Source organism: Sorangium sp. So ce362, from assembly GCF_051519845.1.
Taxonomy (GTDB): domain Bacteria; phylum Myxococcota_A; class Polyangia; order Polyangiales; family Polyangiaceae; genus Sorangium.
Genome location: NZ_CP150332.1, coordinates 172,041 through 197,772 on the forward strand (window position 1 = coordinate 172,041; position 25,732 = coordinate 197,772).

Genomic DNA, 25,732 nt, shown 5'->3' on the forward strand with positions numbered 1-25,732 from the left:
TTTGGACTGGCGGGCTCTGCCGTGCTCACGGCCTCTGCGCTGCGCCCCCGGGGCCTGCGGATCGCGCTTCATCAAGCGCGCCATCCCCGGCCGGATATCCTGGCATCGTCTCTCTGCCGGCGGCAGCTCCCGGCGATTCCTCACGACGGAGGTCCTGGCGAGGAACCTTTCCGTGAGGGCGAGGACGGCTCGAAACCTGGGGGAGACTCGTCTCGGATCGTGGAGCGCTTTCGGGGCCTCGACCTGTTCGTGCGGCGCGGGCGCGTGGTCCTTTGCCGCGGCGATTCAGGCGCGAACACGCTGCCCTCCGGCGTCGACCTCGTGGGGAGCTTCGACTGCATGAACGATTGAAAGCGGAGGAGCAACGGCCTCGATCCATGCATCATGGCATTCCCCCTGGGTCTCGCGTTGACGATCGGGCCCGCGAGCCCCGGCGACACGGGGGCCGCGGACGGCGTCTCGACGCTCGTCAACTTGCGGATCGGGAGCGAGAAGGACATCGGGCTCGAGACCTTCCGCTCTCCCGAGTGAGCCGCCTGGGCGCTTGCCCTGATGCGGCTGTTGGGCCGCGGATAGGAGATGTTCGCGCACCTTCCGCGGGTCAGCCGTCGCGGCGCATTCGGCCCTGCGACCCGGCCCGGCGCGGCGTTCCGCGCCGTCGCGATGCGGCCGTCCGTAGGACGCGTCCCCTCGGACGTGGCGCGGCCGGTTCATGGAGTCCCTCGGTGCCGGCAAGGCCCGCATGCGGTGCTCGACGTGCAAACGCGTCGTGACGCGCCGGCGGAAGCGTTGCGCAACGGCGCAATCCGTTGCGGTTCATGGCAGCGCGTTGCGCTGCCGCCGCACATCGACAGGCCGTGGAGGCGTTTCGACGCGGCCGCGACAGAGCTCCAGGGGTTCCGCGGCGTGCGGGCGAGCGCGCAGGCCGACCAGCGCCATTCGGCGACGAGCGAGGCCGAGCGGGGTGCGGCGAACACCGACAGCGACGACCGATGGCGCGCGTTCGAGAAGTGGAACGCGGGAGTCGCCGGGCTCTCCGACGACGGGGAGAAGCCGTCGCCGTCCGAGGCGCGCTGGCTCTACGCGCAGCTCTTCCCGGCGCCCGAGGGGCTTCGCTTCATCACGCGCCGGCCGCGGGTCCAGTGGGCCGCGATGGTGCAGCGGATGAAGACGCTGGAGGAGAAGCGCGCGCAGGCGGTGATCGCGGGATTCGGCGGGACGCGGCATGTTCGGCAGCTCGTCGCCGCCCACGCGCGCTTCGGCGAGGCCTACGGCTTCACGGCCGTTGTCATCGCAAACGATGGCGGGCCGACCGATGGCCGGCCGCAGTGGAGCGCCGCCCGGGATGCGCTGCGGAGCCTGATCCAGAAGATCGAGGGCCACGCCGATCCGGACATCCCGGGGAGCGAGGCGCTGGCCGCGTTCCTGCTGGCGCCCTACGTCGCGATGGTCGACGACCTCGCGAGGCCCCGTCGAAGAGCCCCCGCCAGGAAGCCCGAAGCCGTCCCGGTGCCCCCGCCCGGGGCGGTCGGCATGCCGTGAACCCATCCGCGTGAGCCGGCGCGTCCACGCGGGAGATGGGTGGCACCCGTCTCCGGGTGGACGTGCCTCCAAGAAAAGATGGGTGGCACCCGTCTCCGGGTGGACGTGCCTCCAAGAAAAGATGGGTGGCACCCGTCTCCGGGTGGACGTGCCTCCAAGAAAAGATGGGTGGCACCCGTCTCCGGGTGGACGTGCCTCCAAGAAAAGATGGGTGGCACCCGTCTCCGGGTGGACGTGCCTCCAAGAAAAGATGGGTGGCACCCGTCTCCCGGTGGACGTGCCTCCAAGAAAAGATGGGTGGCACCCGTCTCCCGGTGGACGTGCCTCCTACAAAAGACAGGTCGCGCCCATCGCCGCGGTCCCCCGGCGACGTTCTGGACGCGGGCTCAGGGCCCCTTCTTCTTCTTCTTCCACTTCTTCTTCGGGCCCGGCGGAGGCTTCATCTTCTTCGGGTCCTTGGGCGCCCACGGCACGCGCGTGTCGACCGGCAGGATGTCCTCGTGCGGCAGGGCGCGCTCGCCCTCGCGCTTCACCGCGAACGACGCCGAGACCACGTTGACCCTGTGCGCCCCGACATCGGATAGATCGGCGTTGATGCGGAGCCCGATAGGGATGCAGAAGAGCCTCTTTCTCTCCTCCTCATCCATGTCGGCCGCCGGCGGCGCCCCGTCGCCCGCGCCGCGCCGATCGCCGAGCATATTCGGGTTCTCCATCGCCTCAGCAATCTGCGCGAGCACCTCCTCGGCGCACACGAGCTCCGGCTTGGGCTTCGTCCTGCGGCCGGACGGATACTGCACCTTGGACTGGACCTTGACCGTCACGGTCACCGGCTGCCGGTCAGACCCCATCTGCAGCGCGCCCCCCGCGAGCGCGCCCTTGGCCGCGTCCACGACGCGATCCCACGTGGGGCCGTCGCCGGCCGACGCGCTCACAAGCCGCACGCCGAGGACCTGGCCGTCGGCGCCGAGCTTGACCTCGAAGGTCGCGCGCGCGTCGAGGGGCGCGGTCGAGGAGCGCACCGTGTCCGCCAGGGTGCTCGCCACCACGCCCGCGGCCGGGACGCTGATCCCCACGCTCCTGTCCTTGCCGTGCAGCGTCTCGGTCAGCACCTTGCCCGCGATCGCCGGATCCACGGGCAGAGCGCGCGGCGCGGCTGTCGGGGCGGCGCGCGGCGCGTCGGGGCCGGGGAGCAGGCCGGGCACCGTCCAGAGGGGCGTCCCGATCCCGGGCGCGAGCGCGACGTCCCCGCCCGCCGCGGGGGGCGGCCCGCCGTACTCGCCACCGGGCGGCGCTGTTGTCGGGGCACCCGGCGCCTCGGCCACGGGCCCGGACGCCTCGGCCGCAGGCCCGGCCGCCTCGGCGGCGGGCGCCGCGGCCTCCGGCGGTTCGGCCTCCGGCGCCGCCCTCGGCTCGGCGGCGGGCGCTTCAGGCGCGGCCGGCGCCGGCCTGGCGCGCTCGGTCGAGGCGACCTTGGCGGCTGCGGCGCCCGGCGCGGGCGCCTGCGTCTTCTCGGCGGGAGCGGCCTTGCCGACCTCACCGGCCTCCTCCGGATCGCTCGCGACCGCCTCGCCTCCGGCCGGCGCCGCCGCGGCGCCCCGGGAGGCGGGCGGTTCGAGATCGAGCTCGATGCCGTCCACGAGCGCCGGCGGCCCGGCCGGGGCCTCGGGGGGCCGGTCGGGCGTCGGCGCGGCGAGGATCGCGAGGTGCGCCGCGACCGCCATGGCCAGGGCCACGGCCTCGCGTCCCCGCAGCGAGATGCTCACCGCCTCCTCGAGCCAAGGCGACTACGCATCGAGCAAGGCTAGCATGTCCCCCCGGCGCGCGGACCGGCTTCCCCGGGAGGCCCCCGCCCGCCGCCGCGGAAAGCACGATTGCGGCGCGGCGGCCACGCGCGGTGTCAGAGCACCGGTGTGCCCGGCGCGGCGCCGTCGACCGTGAGGGTGCGGACTCGCCCCGCGACCTCGGCGGTCAGCAGCATGCCCTCGGACACGAGCCCTTTGCCGAAGTCGCGCGGCGGCAGGTTGCAGAGGACGACGACCCGCTGGCCGACCAGCTCCTCCGGGGCGTAGCTCGCCGCGATGCCCGAGATGATGCGCCGGGGCGCGCCGTCGCCGGTGTCCACGCGCAGCTCGAGCAGCCGGTCCTTCTTCTTCACGCGCTCGGCGCTCGTGACCACGCCGATCCGGAGGTCCAGCCGGGCGAAATCGTCGAACGCTACAGGCGTCTTGGCCTGGTGTGCCGGCTGGGCGGCCGCCTCGGCGCCGCCGCTCGCCTCGGGCGTGACCTTCGCCTCCGGAGCGGCCTTCGCCTCCGGAGCGGCCTTCGCCTCCGGAGCGGCCTTCGCCTCCGGAGTGCCCTTCGCCTCGGGGATGGCCTGGGCCGTCTCGACGTCCGGCTGCGGCGGGGCGAACCGGGCGAGCAGCTCGGCCTCCTTCTCCTTCTCGAGGCGCGGGAAGATGGGCGCGCCCTTGCGGAGCTTCTCGCCGGGCCTGCGCGCAGGGGCGTTGAACGGCCACTGATCGCTGCCCACCTCGGGCGCGATCGGCGGCAGCCCGAGCTGCTCGCGCATCCTGCTCGCCACAACCGGCATCACGGGGGAGATCATCAGGCTGATCGCCCCGAGCTGCTCGATCAGGGTCCCGACGATCGTCCCGAGGCGCTTCGGGTCGGTCTTCTTGGCCACCCACGGAGCGGCCTTGTCGACGTAGAGGTTCGCCGCCGCGACCACCGTCCAGATCGCGTCGAGCGCGCGCGTCGGCAGGTGCGCGTCGAACGCCCCCGCCGCGGCCGCCGAGGCCTGCTGCTGCGCGCTCCTGAGCTCCTCCTCGAGCGGGCCCGGCGCCCCCTTCTCGGGGACCTCGTCGGCGAACGGGAGCACCCGGTTCAGCAGGTTGCCGAGCGCATTGCCGAGCTCCGAGGCGTACCGCGACAGCAGGTCCTGGATGCTGAAATCCCCGTCCTGACCGAACGAGATCGCGCGCATGAGGCAATAGCGCACCACGTCCACCCCGACGGGCGGCGCGCCGGCCGCGGCGCCCGGGCCGCCGGGCAGGGCCGCGGCCGCCGCCTCCGAGAGGGCCTCCGCCACCTCGACGGGGCTGATGGTGTTGCGGAGCGTCTTCGACATCTTCTGTCCGCTGTAGGTGAGGAACCCGTGGGCGAAGACCTGGCGCGGCAGCTCCGCCTCGCCGTAGCCGGCCGAGAGCAGGAATGCCGGCCAGTAGACAGCGTGGAAGCGGAGGATGTCCTTGCCGACGAGGTGCACGTCCGCGGGCCAGAAGCGCGTGTTGTCCTCGGGCGCCATGAGGGCGGTCAGGTAGTTCGCCAGCGCGTCGAACCAGACGTACATGACGTGCTTCGGGTCGCCGGGGACGGGGATGCCCCACTGGAACGTGGTGCGGGAGACCGACAGATCCTGGAGCCCCTCGCGCACGAAGCTCGTCACCTCGTTCAGGCGGCTCGCCGGCTGCACGAAGGTCGGGTTGCGCTTGTAGTAGTCGAGCAGCGCGTCTCCGTACCTGGACAGGCGGAAGAAATAGCTCTCTTCCTTGACGCTCTCGACGGGCCTGTGGTGCAGCGGGCAGACGTTGCCGGGCTGCTTCAGGTCCTTCTCGGTATAGTAGGCCTCGCACCCGACGCAGTAGAGCCCCTCGTAGTGGCCGAGGTAGATGTCCCCGCGCGTCTGGATGCGGCGCCACAGCTCCTGCACGGCCTGCTTGTGGCGCGGCTCGCTCGTGCGGATGAAGTCGTCCGGAGCGCAGCCGAGCTTCGGCCACGTGGCCCGGAAGACGGCGGCGATCTCGTCGGCGTGGGGGCCCGGCGCGATGCCGCGCGCCTCGGCGGCGCGCTGGATCTTGAGGCCGTGCTCGTCCGTGCCGGTGAGCATGCGGCTCTCGTGCCCGCGCATCCGGTGATAGCGGCACAGCACATCCGCGGCGATCGTCGTGTAGGCGGTGCCGAGGTGCGGGACGTCGTTGATGTAATAGATGGGCGTCGTGACGTAGAAGCGGCTCGCCATGGGGGCGCTCTCTTACCATGCGGCGCTCTCCTGCGGCGAGGCGGCCGAGCGGCTCACTGGAGAACAGCGGCCCTTGCCATGGGAGCCGTCCTGGATGGAGAGGGACCGAGGAACGGGCGGGCGACGCGAGCGGGGCGCCGTCACCGCCGTCATCGAACGGGCGTCGGGTCTGCCGGGATGCTGATCGTCAGGCCGGCGGTCGCGCTCGGCGTCGCGAACACGCCGTGCACCTCGCCCGCCGGCGCCCATTGCCCCGCGTTCATCAGCGCGCCCCCCGTGATCTCGGGCTGCGGCCCGGGGCGCGCCTGCACCTCGTCCGCGTGGACGCACACGTTGACGTGCACGCGCGCGTCCGCGTCCGGGCGCTGGACGAGCATCTCGTGGAGCGCCGCCGCGGCATCGAGCGCCGCGCGTCGCTCCCGCCGCTCCTCGATCGCGGCGCCCGGGAGGAGGCGCACCCCGAGCACCTCGTTGCCGGTGATCGACGCCAGGATGAAGCCCGCGCGCGCGAGCTGCGCCTCGGTGAGGTCGAGCACCTGCCCGATATCGGCCGCAAGCGCCTCGTCGAGCTCGTCGGCGCCGCCGCGCGTCCGCACCTCCAGGTAGACCGCCACCGCCGGCATCCTCGGCTCGGGACGGCTCGACACCGCCGACGACGGTCCGCCGATGGCGTCGCTGAGCGCGCGCATCAGCTCCTCGACCGAGCCGTAGCGCCGCTCCCGCTGCTTCTCCATACACCGCAGCACCACCGCGTCGAGCTCGGGAGGCAGCGGGACCCGCACGCTCGGGGGCAGCGGCATCTCCTCCAGATGCTTCCGCACCATCTCGTCCGTGTCATGTGTGTGGAATGGTAACCGGCCTACCAGCATGCGATGGAGAAGTACCCCGAGAGCATAGATGTCCACACGCGCATCGATGGGGCCGCCAAGGATCTGCTCCGGGGCCATGATCGATGGTGTCCCGGGCATACGTCCGGCGGTGGTGAGCCAGGTCGAGCTCTCCTCGGGGGCCAGCATCTTGGCGATGCCGAAATCGAGCAGCTTCACGGTGCGCGGCTGGCTCGAGCAGATGAAGATGTTGCTCGCCTTGACATCCCGGTGGATGATCCCCGCTGCGTGCGCCGCCCCCAGCGCCGCGCACACAGGTTCCATCAGCTCGAGCACATCGCGGAGCGCGAGCCGCGTCTCGGCCCTGATGAAGGCGTCGAGCGTCTGGCCCTCCAGGCGCTCCATCGCATAGAAGGGCCGGTGATCTTCGAGCTTGTCGACCTCGTAGATCTCGATGATGCTCGGGTGGGAGATCGTGCGCAGGACCTCGATCTCGCGCGCGAACCGCTCGAGCACGCGGGGGGAGTGGGCCACCGCCTCGTTCAGCACCTTGACAGCGGCCCGCCTCCCCGAGCGGCTGTGCCGCGCCGAATAGACCGCGCCGCAGCCGCCTCGAGCGATGAACTCCTCGAGGATGTACTCGCCGGCCAGGGTGCCCGGCGGGAGCTCGCCGCGCGCGGCGAGCCTTTCAGAATACAAGAAGGTCCTGGTCTCGGCCTCGTCGTCGTCGGTCATGTCGCCTCTTCGCATGGTGTGTTGACGTCGCACCACCTGCGCGTGCGTTGCGCGAGCTGCGTGAGTTTAATAAAGCAATAGTTTTCTGATCGGGTAATAGTTTTTATGAAGTTGTTAAGAAGGCATACACAGGAGCGTTTCCAAATGGTAACTTAAACTTTCCCATAGCTCGACCTCGTTCCAAAAACCCGCGATGAAAGGTGGAGACCGTCATGGAACTTTGCTGTACGCGTCTCGCTGCTCTTCTCGTAGTACCTCTGGTTACCACCGCCTGCATCGGCGCCGAGCTCGACGAGGAGTCGGAGGCGCTGCTCGCTGAGGCCGAGAGCGCGATCGAAAGCAACAACGGCTACTTGCCGAACGCGCTGAGCCTCAACGCGCTGAGCCTCAACGCGCTGAGCCTCAACGCGCTGAGCCTCAACGCGCTGAGCCTCAATGCGCTGAGCCTCAACGCGCTGTCGGCCATCAAGAATCCGGGAGCGAATGGCACAGCGTCGAGGGAGGTTCTGCGCTACGTCGTGAGCTGTGCGCTGCGCCCCGACCAGATGTTCTCGTTCTCATGGACCGACAGCGCCGGGGTCGTCCGCCAGGAGGTGTACCGCGGCGACCTCGGCTACGCGCACTGGTGGCCGACCACCCCCCTCGGCACCGCCTACAGCGACAATACATATGTTCAGAGCCAGATCACGGCCTGCCTCGCCGCGCGGATGAACTGGTACGGTATCTCGGTGAGCATCTCCCTGCGCAACAACGAGATGACGTCGACTCCGGCGGAGCGCGCGGCCTATCCGGTGAGGGAGGGCGCGTTCTGGGGCAACCTGTTCGCCACGACGGAGGCACCCTTTCTGCGGGCCTGCTACTCATCAGACCCAGGAAGCATCGCGCGCGCGCGCCAGGTGCAACGCGACTGCGCGGCCGGCCACCTCGTCGACCCGGTGAACGGGACAACCGTGCAGCAGTGTGGTTCCATGGTGATCGTGGGCTCCTGCGAGTCGGTGTGCAACGGGTCGGACTCCACGAGCGGCTTCTACAGGGGGTGTCTCAAGAATCCTTCGGTCTCGCCTTGGGAACGCTGGGACCAGGTGATGACCACGTTCTTGACGCCCGCCCCCTCCCCCTAGGAGCGTGAATGCGCTCGGAAGCGCTGCGAGACGAGGAGCCGGAACGCCCGACGAGGGAAGCGGGGCGCTGTCCGGCCTGCGGGCGGCGGAACCAGGGCGCGTGCCCCGAGTGCACGCTGTCCGCCCGGCCGCCCGCCGGGCAGTCGTCGATCCCGCCGGACATCACGGCGATCGTCCCCGTCGCCTTGCCTCGCTTCCCCGGCTACTGGACCCGCAGGACGCTGGGGCAGGGCGGCTTCGGTCTCGTCTTCGAGGCCGAGCCCGAAAGCGGCGGGGCGCGCGTGGCCATCAAGCTCGCGCGCGTCGATCGGCGCGGCGCAGGCCAGCGCCTCCGGGGTGAGATCGATGCGCTCGCGGCCGTCGGTGCCCCCCATGTGCCGGCCGTGCACGGGTGGGGGGCGCTGGACGACGGCTCGCCCTACGCGGTGATCGAGCACATCGCCGCGCCCACGCTCGCCGCCCGGCTCGCGGCGCGCCCGGCGCCGAAGCTCGAGGAGGCCGCCCGGCTCGGGCTCGCGACGCTCTCGACCCTCGAGGCCGTGCACGCGCGCGGCTACGTGCACTGCGACCTCAAGCCCGAGAACATCCTCGCCGAGGAGGCGAAGGCGACCCTCATCGACTTGGGCATCTCCCGCGTCGTGGGGCGGCGCTACGACGGGCAGGACGAGGATCTCGCCGTGGGGACGGCCGAGTACATGGCGCCGGAGCAGTCCGCCGGGGGGGTCGATCTCGACGCGCGCGCCGACATCTATGCGATGGGCGTCATCCTGTACGAGCTCTTCGCGGGCCGACCCCCGTTCTGGGGGCCGCGCGCGGCGGTGCTGGAGGACCACCGGAGCCGCAGGCCGCCGCGCCTCTCGGCCAGCGTGGCCGTGCCGCGGGCGGTCGAGGAGGTGGTGCACCGCTGCCTGGCCAAGGAACGGAGCGAGCGGTTCGCGAGCGCGACCGAGCTCCGCGTGGCGCTGGAGCGTGCGCTCCGGGACGAGCTCACGACGAGCGCGCGCGAGGCGCCGCGCTCCGTGGCCGGCATCGAGCGCCGCGTGATGGGGCTCCTGTTCTTCGAGAGCGCGGCCGATCGCGTCGCCGTGCAGCGCAGGCTCCGGGCGCTCGGCGGCGAGCTCGCGCACGCCTCCGGCGCGCGCTACGTGGGCGCCTTCCCCCAGGAGGGCGCGGCCAGCCCCGCGCACCGCGCGCGGCGCGCGGCCGACGAGCTGCTCCGACGCGGGACGTGCGCGCGGGTCCTCATCGATCTCGCGCCCGTGTCGATCCAGGCGCGCCCGGACGGGGCGCGGCGGCTCTTGAGCCCGCTCTTCTCGCGCGCCGAGCGGTGGCCCTCGGCCGACGGGCCTCCCGGGCCGTTCCTCACGCCCGAGGCGTCGGCCGCGCTCCCGGAGCCGTCGCGCGCCCCGGCGGGCGACGAGCTCCCGCCGGGCATCGAGGACCAGTCGCGGGAAGCGACGCGCCCCGGCGCGTTCATCGGCCGTCGCGACATCCTCGATCAGCTCCTGCAGAGCGCCGAGGAGGCGCTCCGCCTGAAGCAGCCCACGGCCGTCTCCGTGACGGGCGGGCCCGGCCACGGGAAGAGCTGTCTCGTCGTCGAGCTCGGCAAGCAGCTGCGGGAGCACCTGCCGCACGCCCACATCATCGACCTCCGCGGGCACGAGCCGACGAGCGCCGCCTCGGACGCGACGCTCCACGAGCTCGTGCGCGAGGCGCTCGGCATGCCCGAGGAGCCCCCGAAGAGCGGCGTCCGCGCGGCGCTCGCGGAGCGGCTCGGCCCCGCGCTCGGCGAGGAGCTCTGCTCGGGGATCGCGATGGCGCTCGGGTGGGTGGACGAGCAGACGGGCGTCGATGTCTTCCCCGAGCTCGAGGCGCTCCGGGCCGCGCCCGGCGCGCTGCGCTCGGCGCGCGTGCGGGCGGCGGGCGAGTGCCTGCGGCGGCGCGCGGCCGCGTCGCCCGTGATCGTGATCCTCGACGACGCGCACTTCGCCCACGACGCGACGCTCGCGGCGCTCGAGTACGCGGCGCTCGCGGACGAGGCCACGCCGCTGTGGATCTGCGCGATGGGGCGCCCGGCGTTCGCCGAGGCGCACCCTTCCTGGGGCGAGCGCGCCGCCCGGCGCGAGGTGTTGCGGCTCGATCCGCTGGACGACGAGAGCGCGCGGGCGCTGTGCCGGCGGCTGCTCCTGCCCGCGCGGGACGTGCCGGAGCCGGCGATCGAGCGCCTGCTCGAGCGCTCACAGCGGGTGCCGCTGCTGCTGGTGGAGCTCGTGCACGGGCTCAAGCGCGAGGGGATCCTGCGCCGGCACCCGCGGGGAGACGCGTGGTACCTGGCGACCGACGAGCTCGATCGGCTCCCCGCATTGCCGGCGCTCGATCCGCTGGCGCAGGCGGAGATCGCGGCGCTCGGGCCCGCGCTCGGGGCGCACGCGCGGCTCGTCTCGCTGCTCGGCGCCGAGGTGTCGATCGACGAGATCGCGGGCGTGCTGCGCCACCTGGACGAGCGCGGCGAGGGCGCGGCTTTCCCGCTCGACGCGCGCGTCGGGACCGAGCGGCTGCTGAGGGCGGGGGTGCTGGTCGGCGATCGGAAGGGCGGGCTGCGCTTCCGGCACGCGCTGGTGCGGGAAGCCGTCGCGCAGGACGTCGCGGAGTCCGAGCGGCGGCGGATCCACCAGGCGGCGTACGAGCACCACCGCGAGGCGAATCACGAGGGCCGGGAGCAGCGGCGGTTCAAGATCGCGCACCACGCGGCCGAGGCGGGGCTCGCGGACGTCGCGGAGGAGGCGTACCTGGCGATGGCCGAGCGGGCGCGGGGGCGGCACGCCTACGTGGAGGCGGAGCTCCACTACAGCCGCGCGCTCGCGCAGCCGGCCACGGAGCGCGGCGAGCGGCGGAGGACGGCGTACCGGGGCCGGGGGCTGATGCGCTACCGGCTGGGTCGCTACCACGATGCGCTCGGGGACCTCGATCGCGCGCGCGCGATGGCAGTCGAGGAGGGCGACGTGATCGAGCAGATCGAGATCCTGCTCGACGAGGCGACGGCGCTCGATTGGATGGACGACTACGGCCGATCCAAGCAGCGCGTGGAGGAGGCGAGGGCGCTCGTCCACGGTGATCTGCCGCCCGCGCTGGCGGCGCGGCTCTCGATGGCGGCGGCGCGCTCGCTCCACCGCGAGAGCCGCGATGAGGAGGCGGCGCATCAGTTCGAGCGCTCGGCGGCGCAGGCAGAAGGCGTGGGCGACGAGGGCTACGAGACGCTCGTGGTGTCGCTGCTCCTCCTGGGCTTCATCTACCCGGGGCTGGGCAAGCTGGACGAGGCCGGCGCGGTGCTGGATCGGGCGATTCGCATGTGCGAGGAGCGCGGCGATCTCCTGCACCTCGGACCGGCGATCAACGGCCGGGCGCTCCTGCGGGCCTGTCTCGGGGACAGCGCGGGGATGATCTTGGATTTCTGTCGACTGCTCACCATCTCGCGCGAGCTGGGTCTCGGGACGGTGGAGCTCGTGAGCGAGTTCAACCTGGGCGAGTACCTTTACCTGATGGGTGACCTGAACGCGGCCGTGCCGCACGTGGAGCGGGCCATGTCGCTGGAGCGCCAGCGGCGGGGGGAGGAGATACGGCCGGTGGTGCAGCTCCTTCAGGCGAGGCTGCTCCTTTACCAGGGCGAAGAGGGCAGGGCGCGGGAGATCATCGAGCCCATCCGGGCTCAGCAGACGAATGCCGCCGCGGCGGGGGGCGAACAGACGGCGATGACCCCCGCGGAAGAGGTGCTGTGGTCGATGATCGACCTGGCGACGCGGGAGGCGAGCGACGAGGAATGGGACGAGCTCGAGCAGCGGTCCACTCGCCATTTCGTGGGGCAGGAGCAGATCGAGGTCATCGAGGCGCGGGCGCGGGCGCGCTCGCGGCGCGGCCGCCACGAGGAGGGGATGGCGGCGCTCGCGAGGGCGATCGACGCGGCGGGGAGGATCCCCAACGTGATGCGGGAGCGGCTCGAGCGGCAGCGAGGAGCGTAGTTGGCCGAAGCAGGAGAGGCGCGCCTCAGTCGCAGTCGAGGCACCTCCACTCGACCTGGCCGTCCGCGGGCACCCCGAACCGCTCGACCGTGTACTTCTCGATGTCGATCAGGAATCCCGAGGGCCGGGCGTTCTCGGTGCAGCACCCGCTGCAATCGGAGTCGGCGCACATGTCGTACACCGTGACGTCGATCTCCTTGCCATCCTTCCGGAGACGCAGGGTCTTCAGCTTGTAGGCCTCGAAGTCCTTGGAGTGGACGGCCGCGATGTTGTGCTCCTGGACCCAGCTCTCCGACTGCTGCCCTTCGAGCGCCGCGAACTGACCTGCCCACATGCACCCGTTGAATTTGATGCACTCCTCGCTGCCTGGGTCGGGGTACGACTCGAACTCTGTCAGGCTGGCCGTGCGCCACACCACGCCGGTGTCGCCCCCTGACCCGGCGCTGCCCCCTGACCCGGTGCTGCCCCCTGACCCGGCGGTGCTCGTTGAGCCGGTGTCGCCCCCTGAGCCGGCGCCGCCCCCTGAGCCGGCGCCGCCCCCTGAGCCGGCGCCGCCCCCTGAGCCGGCGCCGCCACAGCTCGGATCCGTCAGCTCGATGCTCGAGGGGGTGAACGAGGCGCGGGAGGTCGTGGAGAAATGGAACATGAACGACGAGCCCGGACCCACCGACACGCTGGAGGTCCTCGAATACGTGCACGTGGACCCGGATTGCGTGTGGGTCCAGCCCGGCTCGTGATCATCGCACGTGGCGCCGCTCGGCACCCCGAACGCGACCTCCGGCCTCGTCCAGCCGGTCGATCCGGTATTCTCGATCTCGATCGTGCCCCAGTAGTCCGGACTCCCGTCGTAAACGCTCGTCGTGACTCTGTACGAGCAGGATGCAGGATGCTGCTGCACGTCGGAGGAGGTGCCGGACGGAGGCGCTGGGTCCGTCGAGCAGGCGACGAGCGGAGAGAAGATCGCCGCCAACGCGATCGGAAGCCCCGGTACCCGCAAAGTTCGAACCGTGCTCATGCGAATATTCCCTTCTTGCTGGATGCAACGTATGGGCTAAAAAACAATGACAAGCACATCCACCGCCAGAAATCCGGCGCGGCCGTGCCACGGTAGACGTCCGCCACGCAGAGCTCGATGCTGAGGCCCCCGCGTACGACAGGCCATCTCCACGCCCTGCTGCTCCTCCTCGTGACCGCGCCGGCCCAGGCCGACGCGGGCGAGGGCGAGGCCGCGCCGGGCTCCCCCGCCATGACCGCGCCGGGCGAGGCGCCGGCGACCGCGGCGCCGGCGAGGAAGGACGTCTCCACCGGGCGGCGCGCCCTCGCCGCGGCCGGCGCGGTGTTCCCCGGAGTCCTCGCGCACGGCACCGGGCACCTGATCCTGGGCGAGCCGCGCACGGGGTGGACCCTCCTGGCGCTCGAGGGCGCGGGGGCCGGGCTCGCCGTGGGCGGGCTCGCGGGCGCGGCGGTCTCCGGGGCCTCGCGGCGCGTCATCGCGCCGATCGTGCTCGCCACCGTGACGGGCGTGGGCCTGTTCGGGATCTCCCTTCTGGCGGACCTCTATGGCGTGCTCGCCCCGGAGGGCGGCACCGGCAGCCCTCCCTCGTCGCTGCCCTGGGTCGAGACGCAGATCGGATTGGCCTACGTCCACGACCCCACGTTCGCCTACCGCACGTTTCTCGTGCCGGGCATGGATCTGCGCCTGAGCTCGCTCCGCCTCTCGGGCTCCGGCTGGTTTGGCCTGAACGACGACAATGCGCGCCTCCGCGCCGAGGCCGCGCATCGCTTCATCGGCCCCGGCACGCCGGACGGCCCGCGCGCGGCGGACGGCTCGTTCCTCGAGCTCGAGGGCGCGCTCACCCATCACCGCTACACGTCCGACGACTTCTCGATCACCACCGGCGAGGTCACCCTCCAGGGCCGGCTCGATCTCGCCCACATCGGGCGCACGCTGCGGGGCTCGTTCGCGGAGATGGGGTGGGGGATCGCGATCGAGGGCTACCGCAACGGCGGCCGGCCGTTCGAGGGGAACGAGCTCTTGATTCCCCACTTCGCCTTCGGCATGTACCTCGGGCACGCGGGGTATCCGCGCGGCGAGGCCAAGGTGGTTTACGGCCACCGGCACGACGGGTACGCTGGCGGCGCGAAGATCCCCGGCCTCGGCAGCGGCGTCCCGGGCCACCTCGGCCTGCAGGGCCGGCTCTACGCCTCGCCCCGCTGGGGCCTGCTCGCCGACGTGCAGGCGGGCTCCGCGTACGTCGGGCGCCTGTCGCTGCTCTTCCGCCCCGGAGACTCGCCATGATCCCGAGAGACGCTCTCCTCGCGCTGCTCGCCCTCACCGCGCCGCTCGCCCTGTCCTGCCTCGACGTGGCCGAGGGCCGCGCGCGCCGCGATCAGGAGGTAGGAAAGGCCTCACGGGGCCAGGCGCGCGTCGCCGTGGACGAGGGGCTCGCGGCGATCCGCCGCCTCGAGCCGGGAGAGCTCTCGCTCTGGGCGAGCGCGCCCGCGCTCTCGATCCGCCTCACCGACGAGGCGGGCGGGCCGTGGACGGTCACGATCGAGAACATGCTCGCCGACGCCGAGCTCTCGGCCCGCGTCGGGGACGAGCGCGTGCCCGTGGAGCTCGTCGACGCGCCGTTTCCGACCCAGCGCACCTTCCGCCTCTCCCTGCCGCCCGGCGCCGAGGCGACCCTCTCGCTGCGCTCGCCGGACGAGGCGCGGCGCGCGCCGTGGCGGTTCGCGGTCTTCGCCGACGTCCAGGAGGAGATCGACCGCGTTCAGGACATCTACGCGAAGATGAACGAGGCGGAGGGCGTCCGCTTCGCGCTCATCAGCGGCGATCTCACCTCGCAGGGCTCACCCGAGCAGCTCGAGCGGTTCCAGCGCGAGATGAAGACGCTCCGTTTCCCCTGCTATGCGACGCTCGGCAACCACGAGCTCGGCACGCGGGACGACCTCTACCATGAGTGGTTTGGCCGGGGGAACTTCCGCTTCGTGTTCCGGGGCGTGCAGTTCACGATGCTCGACTCGGCGAGCGCGACGATCGATCCGCTCGTCTACGGGTGGCTCGACGGCTGGCTCGCCGAGGGGCAGGAGCTCTTGCACGTGGTCACGATGCACCTCGCGCCCCTCGACCCGGTGGGCTCCCGCAACGGCGCGTTCGCGAGCCGCGCCGAGGCAAACAAGCTCCTCACGATGCTCGCGGACGGGCGCGTGGATCTCACGTTCTACGGCCACATCCACTCGTTCTATGCGTTCGAAAACGCGGGGATCCCGGCGTACATCTCGGGCGGCGGCGGCGCGATCCCCGAGCGGCTCGACGGCATCGGGCGCCATTTCGTCACGGTCGACGTCGAGCCCCCCGGCACGATAGCGCAGGTCGCCGTCGTTCGCGTGGATTGAGCCGAGGGGCGACCGTCCCGCCGGTCGAGCCACCCCTGGGGCGCGCCGCGGCGCCCGCGCTATCCTCGGGCCCATGACCTCTCCCGAGACGCTCGCCGCGCAGGCGCGCCACTTCGTCGACGACGCGACCGGCGCGGTCGTGCCGCCGCTGCACGCGAGCACGACATACGCGCGCGACGAGGGCTACCGCCTGCCCGCCGCGCACGAGTACACGCGCGACGACAACCCGACGTACCGCGCGCCCGAGGGGCTGCTCGCGGAGCTCGAGCGCGGCGCCGACGCACGCCTGTTCGCGTCGGGCATGGCCGCCGCGACCACGGCGGTGCAGGCGCTCTTGCGGCCGGGCGCGCGCCTCGTCGCCTCGCGCGCGATGTACAATGGCCTCCGCCTCTGGATGACCGAGTGGTGCGCGACATGGGGTGTCGACCTCGAGCTCGTCGACGCGACCGACCTCGACGCCCTCCGCGCGGCCGTCCAGCGCGGTCCGACGTCCCTCGTCTGGATCGAGACGCCCGCGAACCCCACCTGGGACGTTGTCGACATCGCCGCCGCGGCCGACATCGCGCGCGCGGGCGGCGCGCGGCTCGCCGTCGACTCGACGGTCGCCACGCCCGTCCACACGCAGCCGCTCGTCCTCGGCGCCGACCTCGTGGTGCACGCGGCCACCAAGGCGCTCAACGGCCACAGCGACGTCCTCGCCGGCGCGATCGTGGCCGCGCGCGACGACGAGGCATGGCAGCGCATCCGCCACATCCGTCGCGTGCAGGGCGCGGTCCCCGGCCCGTTCGAGGCGTGGCTCCTGCTGCGCGGCATGCGGACGCTCTTCGTGCGCGTCGGCAGGGCGAGCGCCTCCGCCCTGGAGCTCGCCCGCCGGCTCGCGGCCCACGCCGGCGTGGAGCGGGTGCTGTATCCAGGGCTCGAGTCGCACCCCGGTCATCCGGTGGCGGCGCGGCAGATGAAGGGCGGGTTCGGGTCGATGCTCTCGGTCCTCGTGCGCGGCGGCGCCGAGGACGCGCTCCGCGCCGCCGGCCGCGTGAAGGTCTTTCTCCGCGCGACCTCGCTCGGCGGCGTCGAGAGCCTCGTCGAGCACCGGGCGACCGTCGAGGGTCCGCGCACGCTGGCGCCGCCGAACCTGCTCCGGCTCTCGATAGGCCTCGAGTCGATCGACGACCTCTGGACCGACCTCGACGAGGCGCTCCGGGCGCGCTACTCGCCATGAAGCTCGAACGACGCGTGCTCATCCGCCGGACCTTGAGCGCCGCCGCCTTGATGTTGCCCATCGGCGCCGCGGTCGCTGCGAGCGCGCCGACTCCACACGAGCCAGGGCGGCGACGAGGAGACGACCTACTCCCCGGGCGTCAGCGCCTGGACGACGGACCAGACGCCCACGATCGACGTCTCGATGTGAGGCGGCCTCGAGCGCTGCCCGCGCGCCTCTCGAGGGGGACCGGCGTCAGCGCGAGCCGAGCGCGATCGCGTCGTGGATCGCCGCGAGGGGCAGCCGCACGCGGGCGGTGACGCGGGCGGCGCCGGAGCCGAGCACCTCGGAGGTGACCGCGAGCGGGATCGCGACCTCGCCGCGCGCCGGCAGCGTCGCGAGCCCGGCGAGCTCCTTGGCGGCTTCGTCGATCGCCCCCGGCGTGTCCCCGCGCGCCGCCAGCAACACGAGGCCCGCCAGCGAGAAGAGCCCGCCGGCGAGCGTCCCGGGCTGCCGCAGCGCCTCCAGGCCCGGCGCCGCGGCGAGCGTGCGCTCGTCGCGCCCCGGGTCGGCGGCGACGCGCAGCCGCGCCACCACGGCGGCGTCGTTCTCGCCGATCCCGAACCACGTTCGCTGGCCGGCGGGCACGACGTAGAAATGGGTCGTGTGCGCGGGCGGGGCGTCCTTCGTGAGCGGTCTGGAGCGCAGCTCGATGTGCAGCGTCCCCGCGGGCAGCGTGGCGGGCGCGCGGACGATCACGGGCGTGGTGCGCTCCTTGTCCTCGTCCTTGCTCGCGCGGCCCCCCGGCGCGCCGCCGGGCGTGCCCGCGCCGCCGGGCGTGCCCGCGCCGCCGGCCGCCTCCGGGCTCGCCTTGAGCCTGTCCAGCTCTTCGCCGAGCAGGAGCAGCTCCTTCATCCCCGAAATCCAGGTCTGGGCCGGCTCCTCGACCGCGACAAGGATCCAGCTCTGCAGCGCGCGGTGCACCGCCTTCTGCGAGCGCGCTGCGCCCTTGCCGCGCTGGTGGGCCGCGAGCGCCTGCTCCGCCGCCGCGCGATCCCCGCCCGCGCCCATCACGATGGGGCCGCCCGTGAGGGCCAGCGTGTCGAGGCGCTCGATGAGCCGATCGAACGCCGCCGCGTCGTAGCCGTCGTCCACCATGTCGTCGCGCAGCGCCGGGAAGATGGCCTCGCGCAGCGGGGTGAGCTCCGCGCGCGACGCGCCCTGCGTGTAGAAGGCGACGGCCGTGTCGCCCGGCAGGCGCAGGAAGGCCGGCGGGGGGGCGGCGTCCGGCGCCACGGCCGGGGCGAAGGCCCGCGTGAGGGGCGAGCGCCGGCTCGCGAAGCGCATGCTGAAGCCGATGTCGACCTCCGCGCGGCCCCACCTGAGGTCCATGCTCATGCTCTCGAGGTCGCGCATGAACGCGTCGCCGATCTCCTGGCCCAGCGCCCCCGAGCGGCCGTCGTCGCCGTCCGCGTCGTCCTGGCTCTTCATGACCTGGCGGAGGGTCCACTCCATGATCTCGATCCGCGCGTCCGCCTCGATCGGCTCCCGGCCCACGACCTCCACGAGGTAGGGCGCGGCGGCGTCGATATCCTTCGCGTCCTTGGCGCAGAGCAGGCGCGCGCCGCCCCGGCGCTCGCCGGGCTCGAAGGCGCAGCTCTGGCGCGGTGTCTCCTCGTCGGGATCCGCGTCGCGCGCGCGCTCCACGCGCAGCATGCCTCGGTGCTCCTCGAGCACGAAGCGCTCGTGCAGCCGCGACACCTCCTGCTCCGCGACCGACAGGGAGACCACGGGGCGCAGCTCCGGGTCCGTGATGCCGAACCAGGCGACGTCGATCGGCTTGTCCAGATCGACCACGTCGGCGAGCGCCGGCCCCAGCGCTTGCTCGAGCAGCATCTCGGGACCCATCGGGCCCGCGCTGAACAGCAACACGCCGAAGGGCGTGCTCGCCATGAGCTGCGTGACGTGGCTCCAGCTCCGCTGCGGGTCGGCGATCCGCAGCACCGCGGAGAGCCCTTCCGGCGCGGTCACGGGCTGCGCCGCCGCGGGGGCGGGCTGGGCGCGCGCCGCGCGGGGCGCCGGAGGCAGCGGCGCGACAGGGCCATGCTGGGGAGCCGGAGCGCCGGCGCACGCGGCGACGAGGGCGATCGGGAGCAGGAGGGCGGCGCGTCTCATGAAGCGCCGATCGTCGCGCCCGAACGGCACGCGTGGCAAGCGATCTCGGCAGGCGCCGGGCGCCGCGCGCGGGAGCTTCATCACCGTGCCGGCGGCGCTGTTCGTCCAGTCATCGAATGCTCGTCTGTCCTGTCGCTACGTCGCGCCGAGGGCCGCGGCGATGCCGGAGCGCTGGGTGCTGAAGGTGGCGATGCCGCGTCGCACCTCGCACGCTCGCGCCGGCCTGTCACGGGCCGATGTGCGGCGGGAGCACCTCGGCGGTCCTGCCCCTGGAGCGCTCTCGCTGGCGAGCTTGCGGTGCGGCGGCGCGAGCGCGTCATGGGACGATGGCGGCGCGGGCGCGACATCGGCCTACGTGGCCGGGCCTGCGCTATCCGCGGAACAGCACGTACACGCCGGTGCCGAGCATCACCGTTCCGGCGGCCATGTTCAGCCTTCTTCTTGCCGTGGTGTTCTCGAAGAACGATGTCGCCCTCTCGGCCGCGTACGCATAGCCGAGCTTCACCCCGCCCACGACGCCGGTGGCGATCGACATGAGGATGGCCGTATCGGCCAGGGACACCCTCGACAGGTCCAGGAACGCGGGGAACAGACCCATGTAGAAGAGGATGGCCTTGGGGTCCGCGAGCGTGATGAAGAAGCCGCCGAGGAAAGCAGAGAACCGGGCAGCGCCGGCCGCCCGCCCGGCGAGGGCGACATCGGGCCTGGCCCTCCACAGGCCCGCTCCCAGCCAGATGAGGTACGCGGCGCAGGCGTATTTCGCCAGGACGAACAGGCTGCCCATCGCCTCGGCGATGGCCGTCAGGCTGTAGACAGCCAGCGCGATGAACACGAGGTCGGCGGCGACGATTCCGCCGACCATGAAGAGCGCGCTCGTGAATCCCGATGCAGCGGACCTCGCGACCACCGCGATATCGCTGGGTCCGGGGACGACAGCCAGCACGAGCATGGTTCCGAGCAATGCGACGATGTTGTCAGGGGCCATGGGGTCGGATCCGGATCAAGGAAGAGGCGCCGCGAGGGCTGCGCGACCGTCCGGACGCCGCAGACGACGACGAGACGGCCTTCATGGATACAGGGTCCGGCTTGCCCGAGCCACGAGGCGCGCGCCTCAGCGCGCCGGTTCCGTGCCCCTGTCGTCGAGCTCCGGCCAGGCCGGCCGGAGCGGGATGATGAGCGCATCGAACCGAGCGGGCAGGGAGACGGGGGTCGCGGCGTGCAAGCAGAGCTCCCGGCCGGGCCCGAGCACCATCTGGCGCATCCACAGGCCGGCGCTCGCATGATCCAGGACCGGCGTGAGCTGAGCGAAGAGCTCACCGTAAGACATGCCGTCGGGTTTGCCGAACCAGTGGGCGTACCCGGGCGTGCGCAGCGCTGCTCCGGCCCGCAGGCGATACAGTCCACCGGCCCCGCCGCTGGCCGCTGCGGCCGCCGCGTCGTGCGGCGCCGAGCGGCTGGCGGAGACCGCGGCCTCGTTCAGCGCGCCGAGCGCACCGAAATCTTGCACCAGGTACCAGTCCTCGTAGACGTCGCCGCCGCCGGCCGCCCAGGGGGCCCCTGAGAGCCCGACGCTGAACGACCGGAGAAAGCCTGACGAGGGCGCTGCAGCGAGCGCCGCGTGGAAGGCCCGCTGTCGGCGCTCGTACTCCTCCGCGGCGGTCTGTGGCTGTCGCCAGTGCCAGAACACATAGGCCAGGGGAGGGCTCACGGGCGCCGAGAGCGTAGAGGTAGCCGCCGGGAGGGTCAAGAAGCCGGCCATCGGCGCCGCTGATGGATCCATCGAGAACAGCGATGGGCGGAGCGGCCGCGCGGTCGTCATAACCCTCCCTATCAAGCGCGGCGCGCAGCGCGCCGCAGAACAAGGAGACCCTCATGACGACTACAAAGCTCCCTGCCGTGACCCGCTCCCTCCTGGTCCGGATCGAGGCAAAGCCCGGCAAGGAGGCCGAGGTCGAGGCCTTCCTCCGCAGCGCCATCGGCCTCGCCGTCGAGGAGCAGCGGACCATTCACTGGTTCGCCCTGCGGATCGGCCCGTCGACCTTCGGTGTCTTCGACACCTTCGTCGAGGAGGACGGCCGCAAGGCGCACCTCGAGGGCCCGATCGCGGCCGCGCTGATGGCGAAGGCGCCCGAGCTGCTCGCGACCGCGCCCGTCATCGAGCGCGTCGACATCATCGCCGCGAAGCCTTGACGCCGCTCCCGGGAGGGCGCTCGCGCGGCCGGGCGCCGCCTGCCTGCGGCTCGAGGCGGGCGGCGCGCGCGAGCATCGTGTCCCAGAAGCGCTGGAGCGCGGACGTCGGCGTGCGATCCCCCGAGCGGACCAGCGCGATCGTGCGCTGGAGCGCCGGGTCGATGAGCGGCCGCCGGGACGCCTCGGCGAGCAGCACCGAGTGCTCCGGCATGAAGGCGAAGCCGAGGCCCGCGTGGACGAGGCTCTGGACCCAGTCCTCGCGCTCGGTCCGATACGCCGCATACAGCTCGACGTCGCGGGCCGCGCACGCGGCCGTCACCGACTCGCGCATCTCGCACGCGAGCCGATCGAGGTACGGCTCTCCCCTCAGATCCTCGATCCGGAGCGCCTCGCGCGCCTCCAGCCGATGGCCGGGCGGCAGGACGACGACGTACCGCTCGTCGTAGAGCGGGGCGACGACGCACCAGTCCGGGACGGCGACACCGAGGCTCGTGATGACGACGTCGACCTCCGCCTCCTCCAGGCGCCGCAGGGTCTCCGCGTGCATGGCGACCGAGATCTCCAGCTCCACGCCCGGCGCCTCGCCGTGGAACGCCGCGAGCGCCCGCACGAGCCGCGCCGGCCCGATGGTGCACAGGGCGCCGACGCGGAGCGGGACCTGCTTGAGGCGTCGGTGGTTGTCCGCGATCACCTGCACGGCCTGCGTCTCGTCGTGTAGCCGCTGGAAGCGAGGCAGCACGTGCTGTCCGAGCGCCGTCAGCTTCGCGCCGCCGCGCTCGCGCAGGAGGAGCGCGCCGCCCAGCTCCTCCTCCAGCTTCTTGATCGCAGCGGTGAGCGCGGGCTGCGAGACCGCGCAGCGCTCTGCCGCGCGGGTGAAGCTGCGCGTCTCGGTGACCGCCAGAAAATAGCGGACCTGGTGGATCTCCATGGACGCCCATCTTCGCCCGGTGCCGGAGCGTGCGCCACCGGGTGCGCCCGGTCGAGGTGCGTGAGCCCACCTCACCGTGGGCTGCGTCCGGAGCGGTCACCTGAGCGCGCCGTCGCGCAGGACCCGCGAGACCGCTGGATACTATGCCCGAGCAATAGATTTACGATGCACATGCGCGCATCAATCCATCGGGCTCGAGGAGAGCCGCTGGCGGGCCGATTGGAGTAGACATCGTCCATGGGGTCGCTCACATTCGAACTGAAGGGGCACCGTTCTGCTCGGCTCTGGATCGGTCGTCCTGCGCAGCGGGACCTTCGTCATCCACTACAGCGCGACAATGAGGCTGTACGTCGGTGAGCGGCTACAGGAAGCTTGGTTTGCGAGTAGCGTTTGGACTCTGGCCTCCTCGAGGGGAGCGGTGTCAGTCGAGGCGCGCGTGCGCATGTGGAGATCCGATATGAGTGTTCGATCTCTCGGCTGGATCTGCGGTCTAGGTCTGTGGGCGCTCGCCTGCACCGGGCAGATCGGCGATCCGTCCTCGAACACGGCGGCCGGCGGAACCGGCAGCGACATTCCCGCGCCGCAGGCCGACGGCAGCTTGCCGTACGCGGCGCCTCAGCCGGTCTCCGCGGCGCTGCGCGCCCGCACGTGGCTGCTCACCCCGGAGGAATATGGTCGCTCCGTCCAGAGCGTGCTCGGCGTGCCGGTCGACGTTTCCGACATGGAGCCCGTGCCGGACAACGGCGTCTATCCGAACATGTCCACCAGCGGTCTCGTCCGCGTGACCCTGGCCGAGCAGGTTGCGGCCAAGGCCGAAGCCGCGGTGCTCGCGCTCAGCGAGCAGCAGCTCCGCGCATTGATTCCGTGCGGCAAGGTGGACGCGACGTGCAAGGCGGACTTCCTGCGTGCGGTGGTCAGCAAGGCGTTCCGGCGGCCCGCGACGGCGGAGGACCTGACCCATTATGGCGAAGTGTTCGATCTCGCCGCCGAGTCCGGGGATCCGGCGCTGCCGTTCCGCTGGGCGCTGAAGGGCGTGCTGAGCTCGCCCTATTTCCTGTACCGGACCGAGATCGGCGCGCCGAGCGACGAGGCGAACGCCGCGTTCCGGCTGACGAGCCACGAGATCGCGACCTTCCTTTCGTACAGCGCGCTCGGCGCGCCGCCCTCTGCGAAGCTTGTCGCCGCCGCCGATCGCGGTGAGCTGGCCGATCCCGCGCTGCTCCCTGGTCACATCGAGCAGCTGCTCTCGACGCCGGGCGCCGCCGACCAGCTCGGTCATTTCCTCGTCCAATGGTTGCGGTTGCACACGTTCGAGGCCGAGGTGGAGAAGTTCGAGGACGTGTTCCCCGGCTTCGCGGAGGTGAAGGCGGCGATGTTCGCCGAGACGCAGCGCTTCCTCCGTACGAACGGAGGCATGGAGGGCTCGATCGCGAGCCTGTTCACGGCGCCTGTGCCAGAGGCCGATCCCGCGCTCTCCGCGTTTTATCGCAGCGACGCCTCGGGCGCGACGGACACCGCGCGGAGCGGCCTGCTCTCGCTCGGCTCCGTGCTCGCCAAGACAGCCAAGCAGTACCTCACGTCCCCGACGCTCCGCGGCCTGTTCATCCGCGATCAGCTGCTGTGCCAGCACATCACGTTGCCCGAGAACTTCACGCCGCCGCCGATCGAAGAGAGCGAGCAGCGCATGGCCCCGAAGACCACGCGCGAGCTGTACGAGACGCACGCCGCGCAGTCGGCCTGCAAGGCTTGCCACGCGCTGACCGACAACGTCGGCTACATGCTCGAGAATTTCGACGGCGCGGGCCGCTATCGGACGCTCGAGCAGTACAAGAGCCCGTCGCTCACCGCGCCCGTGGCCGGGCCGCAGCCGATCGACGCGGTGGGCCGGCTGCTCAACACCGACGTCGACGGCGAGTACGACAGCGCCGCCGAGCTGGGGGAAGCGCTGTCGCGCAGCTCCTGGGTCCGCGAGTGCGTGGCGCGGCAAGCCTTCCGCTTCTATTTCGGCCAGGCCGAGTCTGCGCGCGGTATCCCGCCGGTCGTGCAGGGCACCGCGGCGCTGGATCGCACCGGTCTCCTGCGCGACCTGCTCGTGGCGCTCCTCTCTTCGCCGAGCACGGTGGAGCGCGTGCGCGAATAGCTCCGGCCATCGAGGATCGAACATGCCCAGGCCCTTCGACGTATCCAGACGAGACATCCTGAAGGCGACGCTCGGCGCGATATTCCTGGCGCCGCTGCTGCGCCACCGCGAGGTCGAGGCGCAGACCGTCGTGCCCAAGCGGCTGGTGCTGATCTTCACGCCCGACTCGCACCCGCCCGAGTGGTGGCCGACCGGCAGCGGGTCGACGTTCCAGCTCCAGGAGCCGCTCGCCGATTTCCGCGGCCTGGAGAGCGACATGCTGTTCTTGCGCCGGCTCGACCATGCCTGGACGGTCGGGAACCATCACGAGGCGGGCATGGCGCAGCTGTTCACGGGCGCGCGCTTCAGCGACGACAGCTCACGCCACGCGAACGGTCCCTCGCTCGATCAGATCCTGCTCAAGAGCTCCGACCTGCGCGGCGGCACGCCGATCGCGAGCATCCACCTGTGCGTCGCCGATCGCGGCGGCGCCGACAAGCGCCACATCATCTCGTACAGCGGCGCTGGCCAGCCCATGACGCACACGGCCGATCCCGCGCGCGCGTTCAGCACGATCTTCAGCGGCGTCACCTTCGGCGGCGCCGCGCCGACGCCCACCGCGATGCCGGACGCCGTCGCGGACGCGAAGCGCAGGGCCGACCAGCGCATCCTCGAGATCAACACCGGCGAGCTCAAGACCCTCCAGCGCTTCCTCGGCCAGGCCGAGCGCCAGAAGCTCGAGCTCCACGTGGAGGCGCTGTTCGAGCTGCAGCAGCGCATCGCGGGCATGGGCAGCGGCGCGTCGGTCCCGGCCGGCGGCGCGTGCGAGCGCGTGGACACCTCGGGCTACAACGGCAGCACCAACAACGCAACGACGATCACGCGCTGGGCGCAGATCCAGGCCGACATCATCGTCAACGCGTTCACGTGCGATCGCACGCGGGTCGCGGACTACCACTTCAGCTTCTCGGGCGGCCACCACGAAGGCCTGCTCGGCTTCGGCCAGAGCTGGCACGACGTTGTCGCGCACGTCAGCCGCACGAACGACAGCATCACCGTCGGCGGTCAGTCGATGACCACGCGCGAGGCCTTCATGAAGTTCGATCGCTTCTGGGCGAGCCACGTCGCGTACCTGGCGAAGAAGCTCGCCGGCATCCGCGAGGGCAGCGGCACGATGCTCGACAACACGATCCTGCTCTGGGGCGTGGAGAGCGGCACGAACCACAACCACAGCCCGCGGGACATGCAGTACCTGGTCATCGGCGGGAAGAACCTGGGCGTGAACGTGGGCCAGTACATCAACAACACCACCGCGCAGAGCGCGAACAAGCTGCTCACGTCGGTGATGAATGCGCTCGGCCACGCCGCGACAGGCATCGGCATCGAGCCGAGGTGCGGCCCGCTGCCCGACTTCCTCGCCTGACGCGCGCATCGTGGAGGGCGAGCTTCCTGGAGAACGTGCCC

The 25,732-nt window shown here is 71.9% G+C and carries 19 protein-coding genes; 11 read left to right on the forward strand and 8 right to left on the reverse strand.

Features of this window, described 5'->3' with window-relative positions; translation table 11 throughout:
- The first annotated feature begins 219 nt into the window (after window positions 1–219).
- The 3 genes from WMF17_RS00700 (at window position 220) to WMF17_RS00710 (ending at window position 1,542) form a co-directional block, all read left to right on the forward strand.
- The gene (locus WMF17_RS00700; protein ID WP_437600034.1) at window positions 220–351 is read left to right on the forward strand and encodes a hypothetical protein; all 132 of its coding nucleotides are present in this window, start codon (window positions 220–222) and stop codon (window positions 349–351) included.
- A gap of 33 nt (window positions 352–384) precedes the next feature.
- On the forward strand, window positions 385–531 hold the full coding sequence (locus WMF17_RS00705) for a hypothetical protein (RefSeq protein WP_437600035.1): 147 nt from the start codon (window positions 385–387) through the stop codon (window positions 529–531).
- Window positions 532–756: 225 nt separating this feature from the next.
- Window positions 757–1,542, forward strand: coding sequence for a hypothetical protein (locus WMF17_RS00710; protein WP_437647421.1), 786 nt, complete (start codon window positions 757–759; stop codon window positions 1,540–1,542).
- A gap of 386 nt (window positions 1,543–1,928) precedes the next feature.
- Here WMF17_RS00710 and WMF17_RS00715 read toward each other — a convergent pair whose 3' ends face one another.
- From WMF17_RS00715 to WMF17_RS00725, 3 genes are all read right to left on the reverse strand, one after another.
- Window positions 1,929–3,305 (reverse strand): hypothetical protein, encoded by a 1,377-nt coding sequence (locus tag WMF17_RS00715; protein ID WP_437647423.1) that lies wholly within the window; start codon window positions 3,303–3,305, stop codon window positions 1,929–1,931.
- A gap of 134 nt (window positions 3,306–3,439) precedes the next feature.
- On the reverse strand, window positions 3,440–5,560 hold the full coding sequence (gene metG, locus WMF17_RS00720; RefSeq protein ID WP_437647425.1) for a methionine--tRNA ligase: 2,121 nt from the start codon (window positions 5,558–5,560) through the stop codon (window positions 3,440–3,442).
- 149 nt (window positions 5,561–5,709) lie between these two features.
- A complete protein-coding gene (locus WMF17_RS00725; protein WP_437647427.1) occupies window positions 5,710–7,122 on the reverse strand; it encodes a serine/threonine protein kinase in 1,413 nt (470 codons plus the stop codon).
- Between the two features lie 200 nt (window positions 7,123–7,322).
- Between WMF17_RS00725 and WMF17_RS00730 the strand changes: the two genes are divergently transcribed.
- Together WMF17_RS00730 and WMF17_RS00735 are read left to right on the forward strand one after the other, a co-directional pair.
- Window positions 7,323–8,243: a hypothetical protein gene (locus WMF17_RS00730; protein ID WP_437647429.1), complete on the forward strand. Its 921-nt coding sequence runs from the start codon at window positions 7,323–7,325 to the stop codon at window positions 8,241–8,243.
- Between the two features lie 8 nt (window positions 8,244–8,251).
- A complete protein-coding gene (locus WMF17_RS00735; protein ID WP_437647431.1) occupies window positions 8,252–12,259 on the forward strand; it encodes a serine/threonine-protein kinase in 4,008 nt (1,335 codons plus the stop codon).
- A gap of 25 nt (window positions 12,260–12,284) precedes the next feature.
- Here the strand turns inward: WMF17_RS00735 and WMF17_RS00740 are convergent, their stop codons facing one another.
- Window positions 12,285–13,274, reverse strand: a complete 990-nt coding sequence (locus WMF17_RS00740; RefSeq protein ID WP_437647433.1) for a hypothetical protein — start codon at window positions 13,272–13,274, stop codon at window positions 12,285–12,287.
- A gap of 117 nt (window positions 13,275–13,391) precedes the next feature.
- Between WMF17_RS00740 and WMF17_RS00745 the strand changes: the two genes are divergently transcribed.
- From WMF17_RS00745 to WMF17_RS00755, 3 genes are all read left to right on the forward strand, one after another.
- A complete protein-coding gene (locus tag WMF17_RS00745) occupies window positions 13,392–14,558 on the forward strand; it encodes a hypothetical protein (RefSeq protein ID WP_437600045.1) in 1,167 nt (388 codons plus the stop codon).
- Entirely contained in the window at window positions 14,555–15,658 is a 1,104-nt protein-coding gene (locus WMF17_RS00750; RefSeq protein ID WP_437647435.1) for a metallophosphoesterase family protein, read from the forward strand. The genes WMF17_RS00745 and WMF17_RS00750 overlap by 4 nt, the downstream gene beginning before the upstream one ends.
- Before the next feature lie 73 nt (window positions 15,659–15,731).
- Window positions 15,732–16,877, forward strand: coding sequence for a trans-sulfuration enzyme family protein (locus tag WMF17_RS00755; RefSeq protein ID WP_437647437.1), 1,146 nt, complete (start codon window positions 15,732–15,734; stop codon window positions 16,875–16,877).
- A 234-nt stretch (window positions 16,878–17,111) separates the two neighbouring features.
- On the opposite strand, the gene WMF17_RS00760 is transcribed toward WMF17_RS00755, so the two are convergent.
- The 3 genes from WMF17_RS00760 to WMF17_RS00770 all read right to left on the reverse strand — a co-directional run bounded on the left by WMF17_RS00760 (window position 17,112) and on the right by WMF17_RS00770 (window position 20,739).
- The gene (locus WMF17_RS00760) at window positions 17,112–19,031 is read right to left on the reverse strand and encodes a hypothetical protein (RefSeq protein WP_437600048.1); all 1,920 of its coding nucleotides are present in this window, start codon (window positions 19,029–19,031) and stop codon (window positions 17,112–17,114) included.
- A 370-nt stretch (window positions 19,032–19,401) separates the two neighbouring features.
- Window positions 19,402–20,016 carry a LysE family translocator gene (locus tag WMF17_RS00765; RefSeq protein ID WP_437600050.1) on the reverse strand — a complete coding sequence of 205 codons (615 nt, stop codon included), beginning with the start codon at window positions 20,014–20,016 and terminating at the stop codon, window positions 19,402–19,404.
- A 126-nt stretch (window positions 20,017–20,142) separates the two neighbouring features.
- Window positions 20,143–20,739 (reverse strand): hypothetical protein, encoded by a 597-nt coding sequence (locus tag WMF17_RS00770; RefSeq protein ID WP_437600051.1) that lies wholly within the window; start codon window positions 20,737–20,739, stop codon window positions 20,143–20,145.
- Between the two features lie 164 nt (window positions 20,740–20,903).
- Between WMF17_RS00770 and WMF17_RS00775 the strand changes: the two genes are divergently transcribed.
- The gene (locus tag WMF17_RS00775) at window positions 20,904–21,221 is read left to right on the forward strand and encodes a putative quinol monooxygenase (RefSeq protein ID WP_437485370.1); all 318 of its coding nucleotides are present in this window, start codon (window positions 20,904–20,906) and stop codon (window positions 21,219–21,221) included.
- Here WMF17_RS00775 and WMF17_RS00780 read toward each other — a convergent pair.
- On the reverse strand, window positions 21,202–22,149 hold the full coding sequence (locus WMF17_RS00780; protein WP_437600052.1) for a LysR family transcriptional regulator: 948 nt from the start codon (window positions 22,147–22,149) through the stop codon (window positions 21,202–21,204). The two genes, WMF17_RS00775 and WMF17_RS00780, sit on opposite strands and share 20 nt — an antisense overlap.
- 457 nt (window positions 22,150–22,606) lie before the next feature.
- Between WMF17_RS00780 and WMF17_RS00785 the strand changes: the two genes are divergently transcribed.
- Entirely contained in the window at window positions 22,607–24,289 is a 1,683-nt protein-coding gene (locus tag WMF17_RS00785; protein ID WP_437647439.1) for a DUF1588 domain-containing protein, read from the forward strand.
- A 22-nt stretch (window positions 24,290–24,311) separates the two neighbouring features.
- Window positions 24,312–25,691, forward strand: a complete 1,380-nt coding sequence (locus WMF17_RS00790) for a DUF1552 domain-containing protein (protein ID WP_437647441.1) — start codon at window positions 24,312–24,314, stop codon at window positions 25,689–25,691.
- Window positions 25,692–25,732: the final 41 nt, after the last annotated feature.